Genomic DNA, 21,152 nt, shown 5'->3' with positions numbered 1-21,152 from the left:
TTAAGAAATGAACAAGAGATTTTCCAATGTTTTGACTGCGGTGGCAGGTTTGATGATTGGAAGTGCTATATTAACAGCTTCTGGCATGGGTGTACATGCATCAGAGGCTGTTATTTTTATACAGACAGAACCTGAAGAAGTTTTCATAACTGATAATGCGGGCGAATCTGAAGAACTTCTTGAAGGCTTCATGCATAAGCAGGCGTATAAAAAGAAATGTTGTATGTGAAGGGTATGCGAAGGCCTTCAAGTATCTTTGTGATGGCAGTACATTTGAAAACAGTTTGATTGAATGCTACATCATAACGGGAACAATGAGTGATGGTAAGGAATCTGAAGGCCACATGTGGAATCATGTGCGTATGGATGATGGAAAAATCTATCTTGTTGATGTCACCAACTGTGATTCAAACAGTGTCGGGTATCCTTATAAACTGTTCCTGGCGGGCGGAAAGAAGGTAAGCTCTACAACATGGCTTAACTTATAACAAGATTGTGAAAAAGCTCAAGAAGGCAGGAGCCAAGAAGGCTAAGTTCAAATTTAAAAAGGGATGAACAATTTTTTCGGGGATAAAAGAAATACTTGAAATTAATAATGAAAAACTGTTATGATAAGAAACTGGTAACTTTCAGAGGGAACGTTATCAACGATACTATCAATTTTTGTTTTATATTTTAGGGAGGAAAAGGGGAATGAAAGAAAAGTTCTTCAAATTCTCGCAGATGCTTGTTGCAATGGCAGCATTTGCAATTGTATTCACCATGGGTGGGGATTCCACCAAGGCTGCTAGTTATGGCTATGTTAGTAATATAATGCAAACAGCCCAGACAGAGACTTCTGTTACAATATCATGGACTCATACAGGACCGGGTGTGGACTATATTGGTTATAGTACTGATCCTGATAGCGGTAATGCCGGAAAACAGGCCAAGGCTATGGCTGAAAGCAGACAGATAGCAGTTCCGAAGGGACAGACTTCATATACTATCAGCAATCTTGCGCCTCACAGCACAGTTTGTTTTGCTATAGGAACTCCCGGATATAAGAATAGCATGTACGCTTCAACAAAACATTGCAAAACTCAGCCCGGAGTTGCAGTACCCAGACAGAAAGAGTGGTATAGAGCAGCTCTTACATGTTGGATTGAGTGGGATAAGCAGGCTTGTGCAGATGGATATGAGTATATCTTCACAGATTCAAGAGGCAATGTTATCGACCAGGGAACTTGTACAGGTGGAACTTTCAGTGAGCCTGTAAAGAACAACAAGATTTATAAGGTACAGATAAGAGCTTATTCTGATATAAATAATAGACAGGAGCAGAGAGTTTATTCTGAATGGTCACCCTGGACTTACCTTATGACTCAGCCGGGCGCTAAGCCGAGGAGAGGACAGACTCAGCTTGGCCTTGATGTACATGTATCAGGCGGAAAGCTTATCGTTGACTGGGAAAAGGTTGATGATGTATCAGGATACTACATTTATATTGCAACCAAGAAGGGCGGCAAGTTTACAAAGGTTAAGACCTGTAAGGCAAGCACCGGCAGAGCAGTAATCAAGAAGTTTAAGAAAAAGAAGTTTAAGTCAAACAAAAAGTACTATGTATTTGTTCAGTCCTTCAAGGATGTAAACGGTCAGAGATATAATTCCGGTATGAACTACATCTCATATAATAATGGCAGATACAGTAGCTTCATATATGCTCAAAGTTGGAATTAAAAAATATGAAACCTTTAAATAAAAAGGTGGTAATAGCCACAACAGTCGGAATGGCAGCACTTTTTCTTTCGACTGCTGCATGTGGCTATGGCCCGTCAACAATGGTAGAACCGGCTCAGGATGGTTATATCGCATCCGAAGAGACCGGAAATAATGAAACAGATAGCACGGCAGAGGAATCAGAAGAGGCTGAAAATGAGTGATGCTGATATCAAAACCGAGCATTTGCAGCTCCAGGCGGGAGTAAGAAAACAGCTGATTGAGAAGCCTCTTCTCACACAGCTGTTTTTTGAATTGACGCTTAGGTGTAATGAGTATTGCCTTCACTGCGGATCAAGATGCGGTGATGTCAGTGCTGACGAGATGACTGCAGATGACTGGAAGAGAATCCTGGATCAGGTAAAAGTGGACTTTGAAGGTAAGCTTCCGCAGATAAATATCACCGGCGGAGAACCTTTACTATATCCGCATTTTGAAGAGATTCTCAGTTATGCACATTCTCTTGGTTTTACCTGGGGAATGACCACAAACGGAACCCTCATAACGCCTGAAGTGGCGGCTATGCTGAAAAGATGCGGTATGGCCAGTGTATCAATAAGTATCGATGGATTAAAAACTACTCATGACAGGCTTCGCGGAAAAGACGGGGCATACGATCTTGCAATGGCGGGAATACAGAATCTTATTGATGCTGATTTCGTGAAAGCGATTCAGGTGACTACTGTGGTTAATCATGAGACCATGAGCGAGCTCGATGACCTGTATGAAATTATGTGCGGCCTGGACATAGACAGCTGGAGAATTATGGGCATAGAGCCAATAGGAAGGGCTCTTGATCATTCGGAGCTACTACTTACTTCTGAGGATCATAAGAACCTGATGGAATTTATCAGGAATAAAAGGCTTATGAACATGCCTGTTACCTATGGCTGTTTTCATTATCTTGGCCTCAAATACGAAGGGGAAGTAAGAGATTGGTACTTTACCTGCATGGCAGGAATTACCGTCGCCAGCATCACTTCCAAGGGTGATGTGATGGCCTGTCTTGATATAGAAAGAACGCCGAAGACCATTCAGGGAAATATCCATGATCGCAGTTTTACCGATATCTGGAATAATGAGTTCAAGGTCTTCCGCTATGACAGGGCAGAGAATGATGAAAACTGTAAAAACTGCGACTGCCGCAAATTCTGCATGGGAGGCTCCTGCCACACTTGGGATTTCGAAAATAATAAGCAACGGCTTTGTCTGCTAAAAGAACTTACAAGTTAAAAAATAAGCGCTTCAGGGAAGTATAAAAAAATACTCTCGGAAGCGCTTAATTATTTTATTTGAAAAATACCTGAAGTGCGTGGTACAGGTGAAGCTGCCATGCCTTGATGTCATGAACTCCGCCGGGGATGATGTAGAAATCATAGTTCTGTCCCTGAATGAGAAGGTCTGACTTGGCGACAGCCTTTTCCATGATATCCTTGTGCTCTTCGAAGGCAATGTCCTTATCGCCGTTGCAGCAAAGCATGTATTTGAGATCGAAGCCGTTTGCCTTTCCGTCAGCCAGAGTCTTGCAGATTCTCTCTACCTCAACCGAGTGATCGCCGAAAGGCCCGCAGCATCCCGAGAAGGGGCCGTACCATGCAAACAGATCAAAGTTGTTATAAAAAGCAGCGCGATAGGTGGTCATGGAACCGAGGGAAAGACCAGCAAAAGCTCGGTGGTCTCTGGTTTTTATCAAGTTTTCTTCCGAAACATTTTTATCTGAAAAGCCGGAATACTTACCCTCGACAGCAGGAATCAGATCCTTTCTGATCTCGTATCTGAAGTTCTCGCATCTGGATTCATCATGTGTGTGCTGGTCCTCTTCATCATGGTAGAAGGTAGGAGTTACTATGATGCAAGGATCACATATTTTTTCTGCAAACATGTTATCCAGGATGGTAACTGTCTCCGGAAAATCCTTGAACCAGTAATTATGATTGCAGGCACCGCCGTGCAACAAGTAGAGAATGTTGTATTTCTTTGATTCATCATATCCGCAAGGCAGATATACAAGCGCTTTTTTGTGCAGAATGCGTGCCTCGTCATCATAGGTCTGTGAATCATATTCCAGAACTTCTATGCGTCCTTTGTTGGGTTGTTCAGAAAGCATTTTTGAGGGCATTTCGTATATAAAGTCCATTTGTCATCCTCCTTATAATTGATAATACATATTATAGAGAAAGATAGAGGAATAAACCTATCGGAAATTGCGAAATCGGCAATATATTTTTGCAAAAAACCGTTTTACAATGATAATGTGCGATACCCCACATTCAGGAAAAACGGAGGGCAAAGTATGAACTTTTCAGATCAGACAAAGAAAAACATCTATTTGGTAATTATCGGTTTATCGGTTGTTGTAATGATCATACTGGTGTGTGGATATATCAGGGATAAAAAGTCCGCCCCGGATGAGATCCAGGGGGAAACACCGATAGCGCAGATGAAGCCTCAAAAGGATAAGGTCCTGGTGTCAATAAGCACCGAGACGATACAGGACGGACTTTCAAATATGGGGATACTGCTGACGCAGGAGTACTATTTTACGCAGGTTGAGAAGTACACCAAGGAAAAGAAAATTCTGAGCGTGCTGCCTACATCCTCTGAGTTCATGTACAGTTATGACGGTGCGGTCATGGCGGGGATCGATTTTGAGAAAATCGAGATCACCAAGGATGAGAAAGAAAAGAAGCTCACGGTCCATATGCCGGAGTCTGAGATACAGACGGTGAATGTCGATAAGGATACCTTCAAGATTTATTCTGAAAAGGACTCATTGTGGAATCCGCTGAAGCTTGAGGATTATAATATTTCTCTTGCTGAGTTTGAAAACACAGCGAAACAGAAGGCGCTTGACAGCGGAATTCTGGAAAGATCCGATGAGCAGGCAAAGAATTTGGTGATGAATTTTATAAGGAATTTCCCTTCTGCATCGGACTACGAAATTGTATTTGAATAAGGAGCGCGGCTATGACATTAAAGAAATTTACATGGATTGTTGTTCTTATACTTGTGGCAGTTATCTCTTTTACAAATGTTGCACCCTGGGCGGTGAAACCTGAAAATCATACGCATACGATGGAACAGACGGAGGAGAAGATAAACACGGTTCTCACTCTTTCGGGCGGAGCAGCTGCGACAGCGGCGACTCTTTCTCTGCTTCCCGGGGATATGTGCACACCGATAGCGGAACAGCTTGCGGAACTTGCAAAGTATTTTCTGCTTATTCTTAGTGCCCTCTATCTGGAAAAATTTCTTATAAGCATCTCGGGATATATCGCGTTTTCAGTATTTATCCCACTAGCCTGCCTCGTTTTATGCGGAGTGGTTATATTCGGAAAAAAGAGCTGGATAGCTGTTGCAGGCAAAATAGCCCTCATCGGGCTCATAATTTATATGATTGTTCCCGCCAGTGTAAAACTCTCCGACATGGTGTATCAGACACAGGTTTCAAGGGTTAATGAGACAGTTGAAGAGTATAATGAGCTTGATATTGAGTCGGATTCCGAGGGCGGAATTTTGGATGAGCTTACAACACTTACAAGCGATACGGTGGACAGGGTGACAAAATTCTTAAGTGGTTTATTGGAATCCCTGGCAGTTATGATCGTAACGGCCTGCGTTATACCGATACTTGTATTTGTGTTCCTTGTCCTTCTTGTGAAAATGATTTTTACATCAAATGTGATGACGCTTGATTCCGGAGTGATTGATTTAATTGCGGAAAAGGTTTCGAAGAAACGATAGATTTGTTATAATAGTTAAGTCACTAACTGTTTCGGGGGAAACAAAAAACTCATAAAGGAGGAGAAGGTATAATGAAAGGTTTTGCAATGCTCAAAATCGGCGAAGTGGGCTGGATCGAGAAGGAACGCCCTGCTTGCGGACCCATGGATGCTATCTGTCGTCCGCTCGCTATCGCTATCTGTACTTCAGACGTTCACACAGTCTGGGAAGGTGCGGTAGGTGATCGCCACAACATGATTCTCGGCCACGAGGGATGCGCTGAGGTCGTTGAAGTTGGTAGTATGGTTAAGGATTTCAAACCCGGTGACAAGGTTCTGGTACCTGCTATCACACCTGACTGGAATTCACTTGAGGCACAGGCAGGCTATTCCATGCACTCCGGCGGAATGCTGGCAGGATGGAAGTTCTCTAATTTCAAGGATGGTCTTGATTCCGAATTCTTCCATGTAAATGATGCGGACGGTAACCTTGCACACATGCCCGAGGGTATGTCACTTGAGGATGCCTGCATGCTTTCAGACATGGTTCCCACAGGATTCCACGGCGTTGAGCTGGCAGATATCCAGTTTGGTGATACTGTTCTTGTTATCGGTATCGGACCGGTTGGTCTTATGAGTGTTGCCGGTGCACACATGCGCGGCGCATCAAGAATTATCGCAGTAGGAACACGTCCGAAGTGCGTTGAAGTTGCTAAGGCTTATGGCGCTGATGAATTCATCAGCTACAAGAACGGCACAATCGAAGATCAGGTTCTTGCAATGACAGACGGACAGGGTGTTGACAGAGTCGTTGTAGCAGGCGGTGGTGTTCAGACCTTTGAATCAGCTGTTAAGTCACTTAAGCCCGGCGGAAAGATCGGTAATGTCAACTATCTTGGAAGCGGCGACTATATCACAATCCCCAGAGTAGAGTGGGGCGTAGGTATGGGTCACAAGCAGCTTGCAGGAGGACTTATGCCCGGTGGAAGACTTCGTATGGAAAAACTCGGAGCTCTTGTTTCTTCAGGAAAACTTGATGTAAGCAAGCTTTCAACACATGTATTCCACGGCTGGGAGCATATTCCGGAGGCATTACAGCTTATGAAGGATAAGCCCGCTGAACTTATTAAACCTGTTGTAATTCTTGATAATCAGCCATAATAAAGGATTTTCCGGGGCGGTCATCTGACCGCCCTGTTTTTAAGTAGACTTTGAATTGTTAGGAGCATTAAAGATATGCAGATTTTACTTATATCCGGCTTTCTCGGAGCAGGTAAAACCACGTTTATAAAGGAACTGATTAAAAGGACGGATAAGCGCCCTGTCATAATGGAAAATGAATATGGTGCGAATAACCTGGATTCACTCGAACTTCAGAATGCATCATCAAAAGAATCAGATATAAAGGTATTGGAGTTTATGGAGGGATGCGTGTGCTGCACCATGAAGGACAGCTTCGTCAATTCGGTGCTTGCGATCTTTTCATCCCTTGATCCCGAGTACTTGATAATAGAGCCTACAGGTGTAGGAAAGCTTAGCAGCATTATTGAGAACCTGAAGCCGGTTCTGAACAAAGTGATATTCCTGCTTCAGCCGACGGTGGTGATTTCACCTCTTTCCTTCAGGCAGAACATGAAGGAGTGGCCGGAGCTTTATACAGATCAGATTGCAAATGCGGGCAGAGTGGTTTTTTCAAAATGTGAAAATGCGGATACGGATGAAATAAAGAAGGTTACGGAAGAAATCAGGCAAATAAATTCCAAGGCAGAAATTATCAGTGAGCATTACTCGAAGATGGATGATAAATGGTGGGACAGCCTTTTTCAGACAGAACTGACAGGCGATGGGGCTGTAGGATTAACGCATGACAATGGTGACGGTACTAAAGCGATGACAGTCTCAGATGAAACTGAAAGCGGCAGTTCGGAAGTATTCTCACAAGTAAGCATACAGAAGGCAGGAGTACATAATCCCACACAGCTCGTTCAGCTCCTGGAGGACTGCCTTAGAGGTGAATTCGGACTTGTGAGCAGGGCTAAGGGTACGCTCTGGGTAGGCAGTGAAATACTGCGATTTGACCTGGCGGACAGTATGTATGCTGTGACAGACTCTCCGGATGATAACTGCCAGTGCGTTTTCATTGGGAAAAATCTGGATGAAAAGAAGCTAAAAGACAGGCTGATCGGCAGCTCTAGAAGGACTTTGAAGTGAGCTGCATGTTATGGTATCATGTTTCAGGATGTATAGGCATCATTGAAACAAATTAGTAAGGAATGGATTTTTAAATGTCAGAATTTGATCAGAGTAAAATCAGGAATTTTTGCATAGTGGCTCATATTGATCACGGTAAGTCAACACTTGCCGATCGTATGATTGAGACCACGGGTGTTCTCACCAGTAGAGAGATGCAGAACCAGGTGCTGGATAACATGGACATTGAGCGTGAGAGAGGTATAACCATCAAATCTCAGGCTGTGCGAATGGTATATAAGGCTAAGGACGGCGAGGAGTATGTTTTCAATATGATTGATACTCCCGGCCACGTGGATTTCGGATATGAGGTTTCAAGAAGTCTTGCAGCCTGCGACGGTGCGATTCTGGTTGTCGATGCAACTCAGGGCGTAGAGGCGCAGACTCTTGCAAACGTTTATCTGGCCCTTGACCACGACCTGGATGTCTTTCCTGTGATAAATAAAATAGATCTTCCCAGTGCCAGACCGGACGAAGTAAAGGAAGAAATCGAGGATGTCATCGGTATTGAGGCCCATGATGCACCTCTTGTTTCCGCAAAACTGGGAACGGGAATTGAGGATGTGCTCGAGGCTGTTGTGCACAGAATTCCCGCACCTACAGGTGATGCGAATAAGCCTCTTAAGGCGCTCATTTTTGATTCGGTATATGATTCATATCGCGGAGTTATCGTCTTTGTCAGAGTAAGGGACGGTGTTCTGAAAAAAGGAATGACCGCTAAGTGCATGGCTTCAGGAGCCTCATGGGAAGTTGTTGAAGTGGGCTATTTCGGCCCCGGACAGTTTATCCCCTGCGATGAATTGTCAGCAGGAAGCGTAGGATACTTTACCGCTTCAATTAAAAATATCCAGGATGCGCGTGTCGGTGATACAGTTACGGATGCGTTAAATCCTTGCGAGGAAGCGCTGCCCGGTTATAAAAAGGTAATGCCCATGGTTTACTGCGGACTTTACCCGGCAGATACCGCAAGATATCCGGAGCTTCGTGATGCGCTTGAAAAGCTCCAGCTTAACGATGCTTCGCTTTTCTATGAACCTGAGACTTCACAGGCTCTGGGCTTTGGATTCCGTGCAGGTTTCCTTGGACTGTTACATCTTGAGGTAATTCAGGAGAGACTTGAGAGAGAGTACAATCTCGACCTTGTAACCACAGCACCGGGCGTTGTTTATAAGGTGCACAAGACCGACGGCACAGTGTTTGATTTGACAAACCCTGCAAATCTCCCTGATCCTGCGGAGATTGAATTTATGGAGGAGCCCATTGTAAACGGTGAGATCATGGTTACTACGGACTATGTCGGATCCATCATGCAGCTTTGTCAGGAGAGACGAGGCAGATACATCAGTACCGAATACATCGAGGCTACCAGAGCGGTTCTTAAGTACGAGCTTCCGCTTAATGAGATTATTTATGACTTCTTCGATGCTTTAAAATCACGTTCAAGAGGCTATGCATCCTTTGATTATGAGATAAAAGGCTACGAGCAGTCTACACTTGTTAAGCTTGATATTTTGATAAATCATGAGCAGGTTGATGCACTTTCATTCATCGTACACAAGGACGGAGCGTACGATCGCGGCCGTAAGATGTGCGAGAAGTTAAAGGGCGAGATCCCGAGACACCTCTTTGAGATTCCGATCCAGGCAGCAATCGGCGGAAAGGTTATCGCCAGAGAGACTGTCAAGGCTATGCGTAAGGACGTGCTTGCGAAGTGCTACGGTGGTGATATCAGCCGTAAGAGGAAGCTCCTTGAGAAACAAAAGGAAGGTAAAAAGAAGATGCGCCAGATCGGCAGCGTAGAGATACCCCAGCAGGCCTTCCTCAGCGTATTAAAACTGGATGAGGGAAATTGATGACTTCACTTGGTATCTACATCCACATACCATTTTGTATACAGAAGTGCCTGTACTGCGACTTTCTCTCCTTTCCGGAGGGGAGACAGCAGCAGGCACTTTATTTTGATGCCCTGAAAAAAGAAATAGAATCAGCGGCGGATGAATGCGGAGATTATGAAGTTGTATCTGTTTTCTTCGGTGGCGGAACACCTACTTCCGTGGAACCGCAGTTTATCGCGGAAATAATGGACATATTGAAGGCGCGGTACAACCTCTCTGCGGATGCTGAAATAACTATCGAATGTAATCCGGGAACAGCTGATTTTGATGCCCTTAAGCTCTACCATGAATCGGGAATAAACAGACTGAGCATAGGGCTTCAGTCCGCAAAGGACGAAGAACTACAGCGCCTTGGAAGGATTCATAATCTGTCACAGTTTGAGGAATGCTTTAAAAATGCCCGGGCAGCAGGTTTTGATAATATAAATGTGGATATGATGAGTGCCCTTCCGGGGCAGAGCCTCGAGGACTGGAAAAGTAATCTGGAGTTTGTCTGCAAACTTGATCCAAAGCCTGAACATATCTCTGCGTATAGTCTCATAATCGAGGAGGGGACCCCTTTCTATCAGATATATGGAGACGAGGCGGAGCAGCTTGAAAAAAGTGGTGATACGACTAATGTTGCAAGCGAAAATGTGTATCTTCCGCTTCCCGATGAAGAAACAGAGCGCGTAATGTATCGGCTAACTAAGGCGATTCTCGCTGAAAATGGTTACCACAGATATGAGATATCAAATTATGCGACAAAAGGTTTTGAGTGCCTTCACAATAAGCGTTATTGGCAGGGCGGTGATTACATCGGATTCGGTCTTGGAGCAGCGTCACTCATGAGAGCCGAGCGCTTCCATAATACCGCGGATTTTCAAAAATATCTGAAGTGCCTTTCTTTAGATAAAAATGTAAGTGATGATTTCAGACCGGAAAGCATACGGGAGGATATAGAAAAACTCGATGTTAAATCCCGGATGGAGGAGTTTATGTTCCTTGGACTTCGCATGATATGCGGTGTTTCAGTGGAGGAATTCAAAAAAAGATTTGACCGTGAGATTGACGAAGTTTACGGCGATGTAATAAATGAGCTTGTATCTGACGGGCTCATGATTCGTGAAGGGGATAGTATTCGACTCATCGATAAGGGACTTGATATCAGCAATTACTGCATGGCGGAGTTTTTGCTATGAGCTTATGCAATGAAGCATATTTTGATGGGGGAAGACAAAAGAGAAATATATAAGACAAGGAAAATATAGTTAGATGAAAAAAGAAACACGAAGTAACAAAAAGCTTTTATGGATAATAATCATTCTTTTATTTATTATCCTTGCGCTTACCGCATGGTTTGAAATCCCTGTAACAGAGAATTTTAAGCTTGAAAGTGGCGGCAAAATTACCGGTCACGTGCGTTTTGCACTTATCACGGACCTCCATTCTTGTTATTACGGAAAAGACCAGGAAAAACTTAAAAATATGATTGATAAGGAAGAGGTGGATGCAGTACTTTTATCAGGAGATATTTTCGATGATAGATTTGATGATTCCAATTCGAAAATGATTATTGAAAAACTTGCTACCGAATATCCCTGCTATTATGTTGCCGGGAACCACGAGTTTTGGAGCGGCAGAGTACAGGAGATGAAGGAATATCTTAAAACTGTCGGAGTGACAGTGCTTGAAGGTGGCAACACTGAACTTGAAGTTCGTGGGAATACAATAGACATCTGCGGAGTTGATGATCCCACCTATATGTCCATGGATGAGTGGAGAAAGCAGCTTGAAAGCGCCATGACCACATCGGATAATTACAAGATTCTTTTGTCACACAGACCTGAAAAGGTAGATGTGTATAAGGATTATAATTTTGACCTTGTTGTAGCAGGACATGCTCACGGCGGACAGTGGAGAATTCCCTTTACAAAGTACGGAGTAGAAGCGCCGGATCAGGGCCTTTTCCCTAAATATGTCGATGGGCTTCATACTTTATCTGATAAAACCAAAATGATTGTAAGCAGAGGCCTTTCAAGGGAGAGAATACCGCTTCCAAGGTTTTTCAATCATCCGGAAGTGGTGATTATCGAGATTGATTAAATATCGCAGTTCGGATTTTGCTTTTGCAGACCGAATAAGATTCTGCGATAATAATATATATGAATAATAGATTATCTGATAAAACTAAAAAACAATATGACATGCTAAGCGGGAGTTTGCTGGATAAAATTGTTATCTTTGCACTTCCGCTTGCTATTTCCAGTATATTACAGCAGCTTTTTAATGCTGCTGACCTTGCTGTGGTCGGAAGATTCGCTTCTTCGGAGGCGATGGCAGCGGTAGGAAGCAACTCATCGGTAATCGGACTTCTTATCAGCTTTTTTATCGGCTTGTCCGTTGGTGCAAATGCTCTTATCGCCATGGAAATCGGAAGAGGAAGAAATGACCAGATAAAGGAGACTGTGCACACGGTAATTGCGGTTTCTCTCATCGCGGGTATTGCACTCGTTTTTATTGGCTTTTTTATATCAAAACCGATTCTGATACTTATGGGTGCGCCGCAGAATGTTATGTCTCTTGCAATCGTTTATCTTCGCATTTATTTCCTTGGAATGCCTGCAGTAATGATATACAACTATGGCTCGGCGATCCTTAGGAGTAAGGGAGATTCGAAGCGCCCTCTGTATGCCATGATGATTGCAGGAGTAATAAACATTCTTTTGAATCTTCTTTTTGTTGTGGTGTTCCATCTGCATGTAATCGGAGTTGCTTTGGCGACGGTGCTTTCAAATATGTTCAGTGCGGGGCTTGTTCTGAGCTTTCTGGTGACGGAGGAAGAACCGTTCAGATTGGAGTTTAAAAAGCTTTCCATTAAAAAGAAGTACCTCATCCGTATGATGAAGATAGGCCTTCCGGCGGGGCTTCAAGGCGCAGTTTTTTCTCTTTCCAATGTTGTGATTCAGTCTGCTGTAAACAGCTTTGGAGCAGATGCGATTGCAGGTTCAACTGCCGCAACCAATTTTGATTTCATTTCGTATTGTGCAATGAGTGCTTTTGCACAGTCTGCAGTAACTTTCACCAGTCAGAACTACGGCGCCTGCAATTTCGATCGCTGCAAAAAAGTATTCAGGATTTGCATGCTGTGTGGAATCGGGGTGTCTGCTACGGTAGTATTTTTGCTGGTGACCTTCAGATATCAGGCGATTCAGCTATTTACAACCGATCAGGCGGTAACAGAGTTTGCCATGAAAAGAATAATGACAGCGTTCGTACTGCATTTCCTTATAGGATCTTATGAAATCAGTGGTGGCGCACTAAGAGGAATGAACCATTCTCTGGCGCCTGCGGTTATATCTATTTTTGGAACCTGCGTCTTCAGGCTGATTTATGTATTTACCTATATTCCGAGTCATCATACTTTTGAGGCACTTTTCCGCGTATATCCGATTTCCTGGGTTATAACAGGGACAGTAACTTTAAGTGTGTATTTTATTGTGAGGAACAAAGAGTTTAGAAAGATTGCTGATAGGAAATAAGAAAAATATAAGGAACGCAAATTATCATGAACAACGACAGTAAATACAGGCTTGCAGAGGCAATTAAGGAGTGCATGAAAACAACCTCTGTTGAGAATATTACGGTAAAACAAATTGTGGATATCTGTGGTGTTTCAAGGCAGACGTTCTACCGCAATTTTATAGATAAGTACGACCTCATAAACTGGTACTTCGACAGACTCCTTGAGCAGTCCTTTAAAGAAATGGGCAGTAAGGAAAATCTGAAAGAGGGACTTATAAAGAAATTCAAGTACATAAAGGCTGAGAGAGTATTCTTTTCTGCAGCCTTTCGCTTTGATGAGCAAAACAACCTCAAGGAACATGACTTTATCATGATTTATGAGTTTTACTGCAGACTCATAAGGGAAAAGACAGGGAAGCTTCCGGATAAGAAAACACGAAAGCTTCTGGAAATGTACTGTCAGGCCTCAATTTATATGACAGTTCAGTGGGTGCTTAAAGGCATGAAGGAATCAGAGTCAGAACTTGCTGATCTGATGATAGACGCCATGCCGGCTCCGATTGCAAAACTCTTTTCCGAGCTTGGAATATCATGGAACAAAATATCAAAAGTGTAACTTATATTTGTATCCCATAAATGCTAAGGTTTTAAGTGGTAGGTAATGTCTGTGTAACGCAGGCAAAATAATAATTTTTTATGGGAGGCATTTATAATGGCAAACAGAATTTCATTAAACGGCACATCCTATCATGGAGCAGGTGCCATCGCAGAAGCAGTTAACGAGATTAACAACAACGGATTCAAAAAAGCATTCGTGGCTTCTGATCCCGATCTTATCAAGTTCGGGGTAACATCAAAGGTTACAGATCTTCTCGACGGAGCTAAGATTCCTTACGAGATATATTCCGATATCAAACCCAATCCCACAATTGAGAACGTAAAGAACGGCGTTGAAGCCTTCAAAAAGTCAGGTGCTGACTGCATTGTTGCTGTTGGTGGCGGATCTTCAATGGATACCTCCAAGGCCATCGGTATAATCATCACAAACCCTGAGTTTGCTGATGTTCGTTCACTTGAAGGTGTTGCACCCACAAAGAACCCTTGTGTTCCGATCATTGCAATTCCCACAACAGCAGGAACCGCTGCAGAGGTAACTATCAACTACGTTATCACGGATGTTGAAAAAGAGAGAAAGTTCGTATGTGTTGATACACACGATATGCCCATCGTTGCTATCGTTGATCCCGAGATGATGAGCTCGATGCCTAAGGGACTTACAGCAGCAACAGGTATGGATGCGCTTACACATGCAATCGAAGGTTATACAACAAGAGCAGCCTGGGAGATGACAGACATGTTCCATCTCGAGGCTATCAGACTTATCTCCAAGAATCTTCGCGGCGCTGTTGAAAATACCAAGGAAGGCCGTGAGGGAATGGCACTTGGTCAGTACATCGCAGGAATGGGCTTCTCCAACGTAGGCCTTGGAATTGACCACGCTATGGCTCATACACTTTCAGCTCACTATGATACTCCTCATGGTGTTGCCTGCGCTATGTTCCTTCCTATCTCCATGGAGTTCAACCGCGAGCACACCGGCGAGAGACTTCGCGAGGTTGCAAGAGCAATGGGTGTTGAGGGCGTAGATAACATGAGCCAGGAAGAGTACAGAGATGCTGCAATTGCCGCTGTTAAGAAGCTCTCTGAGGATGTTGGTATTCCGAAGACTCTTGATAAGATCAAGGAAGAGGACCTCGATACACTTGCAACAGATGCTCTTAACGATGCTTGCTATCCCGGCAATCCTCGTGAGGCAACCAAGGAGCAGGTAATCGAAATGTTCCGTATGCTTATGGCATAATATCAAATGTACTTTGAATTTGGAAGGCAGAAGAATATGATGATTGGTTTATATATTGAGAGCATTACCCTGCAGTTGTAGGTCTTGCGGCAAATGATGTAATAAAGGATATGTTTGCAGGACTTGAGATCAGTATATATAAGCCCTTCGATCTGGGATCAAGAATAAAGCTTGAGAATGGACAATCCGGAATTGGTGAGGCACTGAATGAAAATGGTATAGAGCTTACCTATGACTGCACGAATGTAATTTTGAGGGACGACCTTTGAATATGAACGGGGAGGAGGTAGGCAGAGATTAACCCCGCCTATAAAACCCGGTCCCGGTCTGGGATACGATACCCATAATGCATAATTCCACCAGGCAGTTCATGACTTGAGCGACCGATATTTCAATTCCACTTGACAACAGTTTTTCAAAAATAACGGATGTGGTCTGGGGATAAAAATCCAGTGAATTAAAAATGCATTCCTGTGTTTTATTGAGCCCAAATGTGGATGAGTCATTTATGAAATCATTTTTATCGGATGAAGAATTACCGCCAAGTGCAGCAGACTTTTTGCAAACATTCTTCCCAAGATTTCTTTTCAGATAATCCACGATATCTTCCGGACTTGACGCGATATTTGCACCTTGTCTGATCAGTGAATTACATCCGTAGCTCAGGCTGTCGCAGATCCTTCCGGGGAGTGCGAATACCTCACGGCCCTGTTCAAGGGCCATATCAACAGTGATAAGTGTGCCACTTTTTTCTCTTGCCTCTATCACAAGGACAGCGTCGGACAAGCCGCTTATTATCCTGTTTCTTGGCGGGAAAAACTGCGGCTTTGGCTGCGTTCCCGGAAGATATTCCGATATCACCCCTCCGGAGGATATCAGCTCATCATAGAGACTCCGGTTTTCCTCGGGATAACAGATATCGACGCCGCAGCCCAGAACCCCATAGGAGTCTCCTCCTGCATAAACTGCGGCCTGCTGAGATATGCCGTCGATGCCACGAGCCATGCCGCTTATTATCTGAACTCCCATGGACGCTAGCTTTTCGCCGAAAAGTTTGGCGGCAAATTTTCCGTATTCGGAACTGTTTCTCGCACCTATAATCGACACGGAAGGCCTCCTCTCATCAGGAAGTTTGCCGGCGCAGTATAGGGCAAAGGGCGGATCCGGGATATCAAGAAGCCGTATTGGATAGCCTGCTGATCCATAGTGATAAAAGTCGATTCCGGTATTGTATAGATGCTCATATTCAGCCTCGAGATCCCACTGCTTCCTTTTCAAGGCGAAGGCCTTGGACTGCTTCACAGTCATGATTTTCTTTAGCAGACTTTCATCGGCTTCAAAGATATTCTTACAACTTCCAAATTCCTGAAGGAGTTTCATAAGAGTCTTATTTCCAAGCCCCGGAACATTATGGAGCATATATGCGTAAGCATTTTCGGTTATCATGACACGCTCCTTTCTGAAACTCTTTTGCTGAAATATTTTGAATCCATCATTCTGTAACACGCCGCTTCGGTCAGATGCCGGGCCTCGATATTTTCAGAGCATTCAAGATCCGCAATTGTGCGGGCTACTCGCAGGACCTTGTGATATGCGCGGGCGGAGAGATCCATAGTGTTGAAAATCTGCTCCATGAGGCGCTGTTCCTTTATTCCGAGTTTGCAGTATTTTTGAATCTGTTTGGGGCTCATCTCAGAATTGAAACGTATACCTTCGCATACAAATCTCTTTCTTTGAATTTCAACAGTTCTCATCACACGTTTTCTTATCTCTGCACTTGTTTCGTTGCAAGCGGTTCCATGACTTAGCTCGCTGACATCCACTTTGGCGGCTTCTATGCTGATATCGATTCGATCCAGTATAGGACCCGATATTCTGCCCAGATACTTACGTATCTCTGACTCCGAGCATTTGCATTTGTTGAGATCCGGGTAATAACCACAGGGGCAGGGATTCATCGCGCCAACCAGAAGAAGATCCGCAGGATAGGAAAAATTGCCACCGCTTCGCGCTATATGAACCTCACGGTCCTCGAGAGGCTGTCTTAAAAGATTCAAGGTGTTGCGTTTAAATTCTGCCATTTCATCAAGAAACATTACACCTCTGTGGGAGAGAGAAATAACGCCGGGATGAGGATATAATCCACCTCCGGCAAGGGCAGACTCGGTTATCGAGTGATGCGGACTCATGAAGGGGCGCCGGGTTATAAGAGTTTCGCCCTTTTTCAGCATTCCCGCGACACTGTAAATTGATGATACTTCCAGCGCTTCGTCCCTCGAAAGAGGAGGCATGATGGAAGGAATTCTCTTTGCCACCATGCTTTTTCCCGAACCCGGAGGGCCTATCAGAAGAATATGGTGATATCCTGCAGTCGCAATTTCCACAGCTCGCTTGACTGCAGACTGACCGTTAATCTCTGCAAAATCCATGCCCTTTAGATAGTCATCACGGCATTCTTCATTTTTGAAAAGCGCATCGACATCGACTAATGTGGGCATGATCAGTGAATTTCGTTCCTCTTTATCGGTTTTGAGATATGCCACAACTTCGGAAAGGGAGCTTACACCAATTACCTTCATTCCCTGAACAACCGCTCCCTCACGGGCATTGTCCGCAGGCAGGATACATGTTTTAAAACCGCAGGAATAGGCGTGAGTCACCATCGGAAGAATTCCGCTGACCGCCTTTACCTCGCCGTCTAGTCCGAGCTCGCCGATGACAATTGTATCTTCGAGCGCATCTGCCTGAATCTCGCCGACTGCTGAAAGGATACCCACTGCCACCGGCAAATCCACGGCGATTCCGGACTTTCTGATATCAGCGGGAGAGAGGTTGACCGTAATCCTCATGGGAGGAAGCGGATAGCCAGCATTTTTCAAGGCGACTTTGACTCTCTCTGCAGCCTCCCTGACATCGCTGCTCATGAAGCCCACCATATTGAACATGGGAATGCCGTCAGAGGTGTCAACCTCTACCTGCATCAGATACGGCATAATCCCTTTTACCGCACCTGAAATTACTGTACTGAACATTAAAAATACTCCTTTCGGGCGCAAAAATAGCGCATCAAAGGATTTCTTCGAAATCAAATACAGGAAAATACGGAGAAACTCCGTGTGGAAAAAATAAGCGCGTTTACGCGCAAAAACAATTATATACAAACGAGACCTTTTTGCAAGAGGAAAATTCTAAAGTAACAAAAATTCATCTAAATTTTAGCTTTATTTCATTCTATGTTCGTTGACTTTTGTCCCCTGTATCTACAAGATAAAGATAGGAGGAAATGTCATGTCAAGGATTGATGATATTCTGAAAACAGCAAAGGAACATGGTGCATCTGATGTGCATATTACGGTTGGTATTCCTCCCAAGATGCGTGTGAACGGCAAGCTCATCGCGCTCGAGGGCTATAACAAAATGCTGCCGGACGATACCAGGGAAATAGCCGATACCATCATGAGCGTAAAGCAAAAGGAACTGCTGGAAGCAAACGGACAGCACGATATGTCCTTTTCAATTATGGGGCTGGGGCGTTTCAGGCTGAACGTTTTTAAACAAAGAGGCTCAATTGCCATGGCAATCCGCCTTGTTGAGACGACAATTCCCGATGCGGAAACTTTGGGTATCCCCTCATCTGTCATTAATCTGTATCAGAGACAGCGAGGCCTTGTGCTTGTAACAGGTCCCACGGGATCAGGAAAATCCACAACGCTTGCCTCCATAATCGATATGATAAACAGCAACAGGGAAGCGCATATCATCACTCTGGAGGATCCCATAGAGTTCCTGTATCACCATGATAAATCCATTGTAAACCAGCGCGAGGTTGGACTGGACAGTGACAATTATGCGAATGCGCTGCGCGCAGCCCTGCGTGAGGACCCCGATGTTATCCTTGTAGGAGAGATGCGTGATCTTGAGACCATAAGCACTGCGATTACCGCAGCGGAGACAGGCCATCTTGTTTTATCAACGCTTCACACGATCGGTGCCGCAAGCACAGTGGACAGAATAATTGATGTATTCCCTCCGCATCAGCAGCAACAGATCAGAATTCAGCTGGCGAACGTTCTTGAAGCTGTTATCTCGCAGCAGCTTATACCGACAATTGATGAGGAGGCAAGGGTAGCAGCTTTCGAAGTCATGCACGTCAATTCTGCGGTAAGAAACATGATTCGAGAAGGAAAAACACACCAGCTCATCACTATTATGCAGACAAACAGAAAGCTTGGCATGGTCACTATGGATGAAGCCATCATTGATCTGTGCAGAGCCGGAAAGATTTCAAGAGACAAGGCGATTCAGTACGCTCAGGATCCCGAAGTTATGCAGAATAAGATTTTGAGATAAGATCAAAATATTTGATATAAAGATAATTTGTTTAGGGAAAATAGGGGCGAAAACACTTTTAGAAAGCGTTTTCGCCCTTATTTTATGCGGCTTTTGCAAAATAGAGGGAACGAAAAGCCAGGATTTTAGGGGTAAAATGGCACTTCTGCACAAACTTTATATGTAAACTTGAAGATGACATAAAGCCTGTGTTTACCATTGGTTTAGCGGTTGCGCAAAGCGCGCACCCTAAAACCACGACTTAATAATCGATTGTGCAAATTGTATAAGGAAAACGTTTTACGTTTGTTAAAAAATCCCCATTGACCACAACAATATACAGGACTACAATTACTTTCAGAACAACCGATTGCGCATATTGTTGCGCAATAGAAACCAAAACCATAGTTTCGGTAAATGGAGGAGAAGAAATGAAAAAGAAATTGGTATCAGTTATGTTGTCTACAGCAGTTGCTGCTACAATGCTTGCAGGATGCGGCGGCAGCGGTGCGGATTCAGCAGCAGACACAGCACAGAGTGTTGCAGATGCAGCCACGGAAACAGCAGATGCGGTTGAGGAAGCTGCAGGAGATGTTGCAGATGCAGCAGAGGACGTTGCAGAGGACGTTACAGAGGATGTTGCGGATGCAGTCGAGGAAGCAGCAGACGACACAGACTACGGCACAGGCGAGATCAAGGTATGGGTTGCTGATAACGTAGTTGATTTCACAAATGAGCAGATCGCAACTTTCCAGAGCGAGCATCCTGAATTCTCAGGCTACACATTTACAGTTGAGCCTGTAGGTGAAGGTGATGCAGCAGGTAACATGATCACAGACGTTGAGGCAGGTGCCGATGTTTATGCATTTGCTCAGGATCAGATCGCAAGACTTGTTACTGCAGGTGCTCTTGAAGAGGTTGAGGAGAGCAATGCAGAGGCAGTAAAGGCTGAGAACGATGCCGGTGCTGTTTCAGCAGCTACAGTAGGTGGCACACTTTATGCATATCCTATTACATCTGACAATGGTTATTTCCTTTACTATGATAAGAGCGTTGTAAGTGATCCTTCCACACTTGAAGGCATCGTTGCTGATTGTGAAGCAGCAGGTAAGAACTTCTACTGCGAGATCAACTCCGGATGGTATCAGACAGCATTCTTCTTTGGTGCAGGTGCTGAGCTTACATACGATACAGATGATGAAGGTAACTTTACAAAATGTAATTCTACATACGCTTCCGATGCAGGTGTTGTTGCACTTAAGGAGATCGCAGAGCTTGCTTCTTCCAAGTCCTTCCAGAATGGATCAGCAGCAGGTGAGGCTACAAACGTTGGTGCTATCATCGATGGTACATGGGATGCAGGAACAGTTAAGGATCTTTTCGGCGACAACTATGCATGCGCTAAGCTTCCTACATTTGAGGGCGCTGATGGCAAGAGCTATCAGATGAGCGGTTTTGGTGGCTTCAAGCTCCTTGGTGTTAAGCCTCAGCAGGATGACAACAAGCTTGCAGTATGTGATGCTCTTGCAGCATTTCTTTCAAGCGAAGACGTTCAGCTTGCAAGATACAATGCAGTAGGTTGGGGCCCTTCAAACCTCAATGCTCAGCAGTCTGATGAGGTTAAGGCAGACGAAGCACTTTCAGCTCTTGCAGAACAGCTTCAGTACACAATTCCTCAGGGACAGTATCCCGGCGAGTATTGGTCACTTGCTACATCACTCGGTGATTCAGTTATCTCCGGTGAGATCACAAAGGATTCTTCTGACGATGACTTCATGAAGGCTCTTGAGGACTTCCAGACAACATGTGAAGGCTATGCTCAGTAATTTTTCA

Annotated in this window: 21 protein-coding genes; 18 read left to right on the top strand and 3 right to left on the bottom strand. The window is 44.3% G+C overall.

What is annotated here, in order from left to right; all coding sequences use genetic code 11:
• The first annotated feature begins 7 nt into the window (after positions 1-7).
• The 5 genes from BLR42_RS07805 (at position 8) to BLR42_RS07785 (ending at position 2,991) form a co-directional block, all read left to right on the top strand.
• Positions 8-229, top strand: coding sequence for a hypothetical protein (locus tag BLR42_RS07805; protein WP_091868034.1), 222 nt, complete (start codon positions 8-10; stop codon positions 227-229).
• Entirely contained in the window at positions 180-488 is a 309-nt protein-coding gene (locus BLR42_RS22660) for a hypothetical protein (protein WP_207648525.1), read from the top strand. Before BLR42_RS07805 ends, BLR42_RS22660 begins: the two co-directional genes overlap by 50 nt.
• A 205-nt stretch (positions 489-693) precedes the next feature.
• Positions 694-1,719, top strand: a complete 1,026-nt coding sequence (locus tag BLR42_RS07795) for a fibronectin type III domain-containing protein (RefSeq protein WP_091868029.1) — start codon at positions 694-696, stop codon at positions 1,717-1,719.
• 5 nt (positions 1,720-1,724) lie between these two features.
• A complete protein-coding gene (locus tag BLR42_RS07790) occupies positions 1,725-1,922 on the top strand; it encodes a hypothetical protein (RefSeq protein ID WP_091868027.1) in 198 nt (65 codons plus the stop codon).
• Entirely contained in the window at positions 1,915-2,991 is a 1,077-nt protein-coding gene (locus BLR42_RS07785) for a radical SAM/SPASM domain-containing protein (protein WP_091868025.1), read from the top strand. The genes BLR42_RS07790 and BLR42_RS07785 overlap by 8 nt, the downstream gene beginning before the upstream one ends.
• Before the next feature lie 55 nt (positions 2,992-3,046).
• Here BLR42_RS07785 and BLR42_RS07780 read toward each other — a convergent pair whose 3' ends face one another.
• Complete coding sequence (locus BLR42_RS07780) at positions 3,047-3,895, bottom strand: alpha/beta hydrolase (RefSeq protein WP_091868023.1); 849 nt, start codon at positions 3,893-3,895, stop codon at positions 3,047-3,049.
• A gap of 156 nt (positions 3,896-4,051) precedes the next feature.
• On the opposite strand from BLR42_RS07780, the gene BLR42_RS07775 reads away from it, so the two are divergent.
• From BLR42_RS07775 to BLR42_RS22305, 11 genes are all read left to right on the top strand, one after another.
• Complete coding sequence (locus BLR42_RS07775; RefSeq protein WP_091868021.1) at positions 4,052-4,714, top strand: DUF4230 domain-containing protein; 663 nt, start codon at positions 4,052-4,054, stop codon at positions 4,712-4,714.
• An 11-nt stretch (positions 4,715-4,725) separates the two neighbouring features.
• Positions 4,726-5,502, top strand: coding sequence for a hypothetical protein (locus tag BLR42_RS07770; RefSeq protein WP_091868019.1), 777 nt, complete (start codon positions 4,726-4,728; stop codon positions 5,500-5,502).
• A gap of 71 nt (positions 5,503-5,573) precedes the next feature.
• The gene (locus BLR42_RS07765) at positions 5,574-6,641 is read left to right on the top strand and encodes an NAD(P)-dependent alcohol dehydrogenase (RefSeq protein WP_022760755.1); all 1,068 of its coding nucleotides are present in this window, start codon (positions 5,574-5,576) and stop codon (positions 6,639-6,641) included.
• Between the two features lie 75 nt (positions 6,642-6,716).
• On the top strand, positions 6,717-7,691 hold the full coding sequence (locus BLR42_RS07760) for a CobW family GTP-binding protein (RefSeq protein WP_091868016.1): 975 nt from the start codon (positions 6,717-6,719) through the stop codon (positions 7,689-7,691).
• 74 nt (positions 7,692-7,765) lie between these two features.
• Positions 7,766-9,583, top strand: coding sequence for a translation elongation factor 4 (gene lepA / locus BLR42_RS07755; protein ID WP_022760753.1), 1,818 nt, complete (start codon positions 7,766-7,768; stop codon positions 9,581-9,583).
• On the top strand, positions 9,583-10,806 hold the full coding sequence (hemW, locus tag BLR42_RS07750; RefSeq protein WP_091868014.1) for a radical SAM family heme chaperone HemW: 1,224 nt from the start codon (positions 9,583-9,585) through the stop codon (positions 10,804-10,806). Before lepA ends, hemW begins: the two co-directional genes overlap by 1 nt.
• Before the next feature lie 73 nt (positions 10,807-10,879).
• Positions 10,880-11,710 carry a metallophosphoesterase gene (locus BLR42_RS07745; RefSeq protein ID WP_091868012.1) on the top strand — a complete coding sequence of 277 codons (831 nt, stop codon included), beginning with the start codon at positions 10,880-10,882 and terminating at the stop codon, positions 11,708-11,710.
• Between the two features lie 116 nt (positions 11,711-11,826).
• The gene (locus BLR42_RS07740; protein WP_242879259.1) at positions 11,827-13,146 is read left to right on the top strand and encodes an MATE family efflux transporter; all 1,320 of its coding nucleotides are present in this window, start codon (positions 11,827-11,829) and stop codon (positions 13,144-13,146) included.
• Positions 13,147-13,172: 26 nt separating this feature from the next.
• Entirely contained in the window at positions 13,173-13,745 is a 573-nt protein-coding gene (locus tag BLR42_RS07735; RefSeq protein ID WP_026497919.1) for a TetR/AcrR family transcriptional regulator C-terminal domain-containing protein, read from the top strand.
• A gap of 96 nt (positions 13,746-13,841) precedes the next feature.
• Positions 13,842-14,990: a lactaldehyde reductase gene (gene fucO, locus BLR42_RS07730; RefSeq protein WP_091868008.1), complete on the top strand. Its 1,149-nt coding sequence runs from the start codon at positions 13,842-13,844 to the stop codon at positions 14,988-14,990.
• Positions 14,991-15,100: 110 nt separating this feature from the next.
• Positions 15,101-15,259 (top strand): hypothetical protein, encoded by a 159-nt coding sequence (locus BLR42_RS22305; protein WP_139165125.1) that lies wholly within the window; start codon positions 15,101-15,103, stop codon positions 15,257-15,259.
• Positions 15,260-15,287: 28 nt separating this feature from the next.
• On the opposite strand, the gene dprA is transcribed toward BLR42_RS22305, so the two are convergent.
• Entirely contained in the window at positions 15,288-16,436 is a 1,149-nt protein-coding gene (gene dprA / locus BLR42_RS07725; RefSeq protein WP_091868006.1) for a DNA-processing protein DprA, read from the bottom strand.
• Complete coding sequence (locus BLR42_RS07720) at positions 16,433-18,022, bottom strand: YifB family Mg chelatase-like AAA ATPase (protein WP_091868004.1); 1,590 nt, start codon at positions 18,020-18,022, stop codon at positions 16,433-16,435. Before BLR42_RS07720 ends, dprA begins: the two co-directional genes overlap by 4 nt.
• A gap of 256 nt (positions 18,023-18,278) precedes the next feature.
• On the opposite strand from BLR42_RS07720, the gene BLR42_RS07715 reads away from it, so the two are divergent.
• On the top strand, positions 18,279-19,340 hold the full coding sequence (locus tag BLR42_RS07715; protein ID WP_022760745.1) for a type IV pilus twitching motility protein PilT: 1,062 nt from the start codon (positions 18,279-18,281) through the stop codon (positions 19,338-19,340).
• Between the two features lie 410 nt (positions 19,341-19,750).
• Positions 19,751-21,145 carry an extracellular solute-binding protein gene (locus BLR42_RS07710; protein WP_091868002.1) on the top strand — a complete coding sequence of 465 codons (1,395 nt, stop codon included), beginning with the start codon at positions 19,751-19,753 and terminating at the stop codon, positions 21,143-21,145.
• Positions 21,146-21,152: the final 7 nt, after the last annotated feature.

The sequence above is a fragment of the Butyrivibrio sp. INlla16 genome (assembly GCF_900104155.1).
Classification (GTDB): Bacteria; Bacillota; Clostridia; order Lachnospirales; family Lachnospiraceae; genus Butyrivibrio.
The sequence above is the reverse complement of the archived record's forward strand: the minus strand, read 5'-3'. Positions and strand labels throughout refer to the sequence as shown.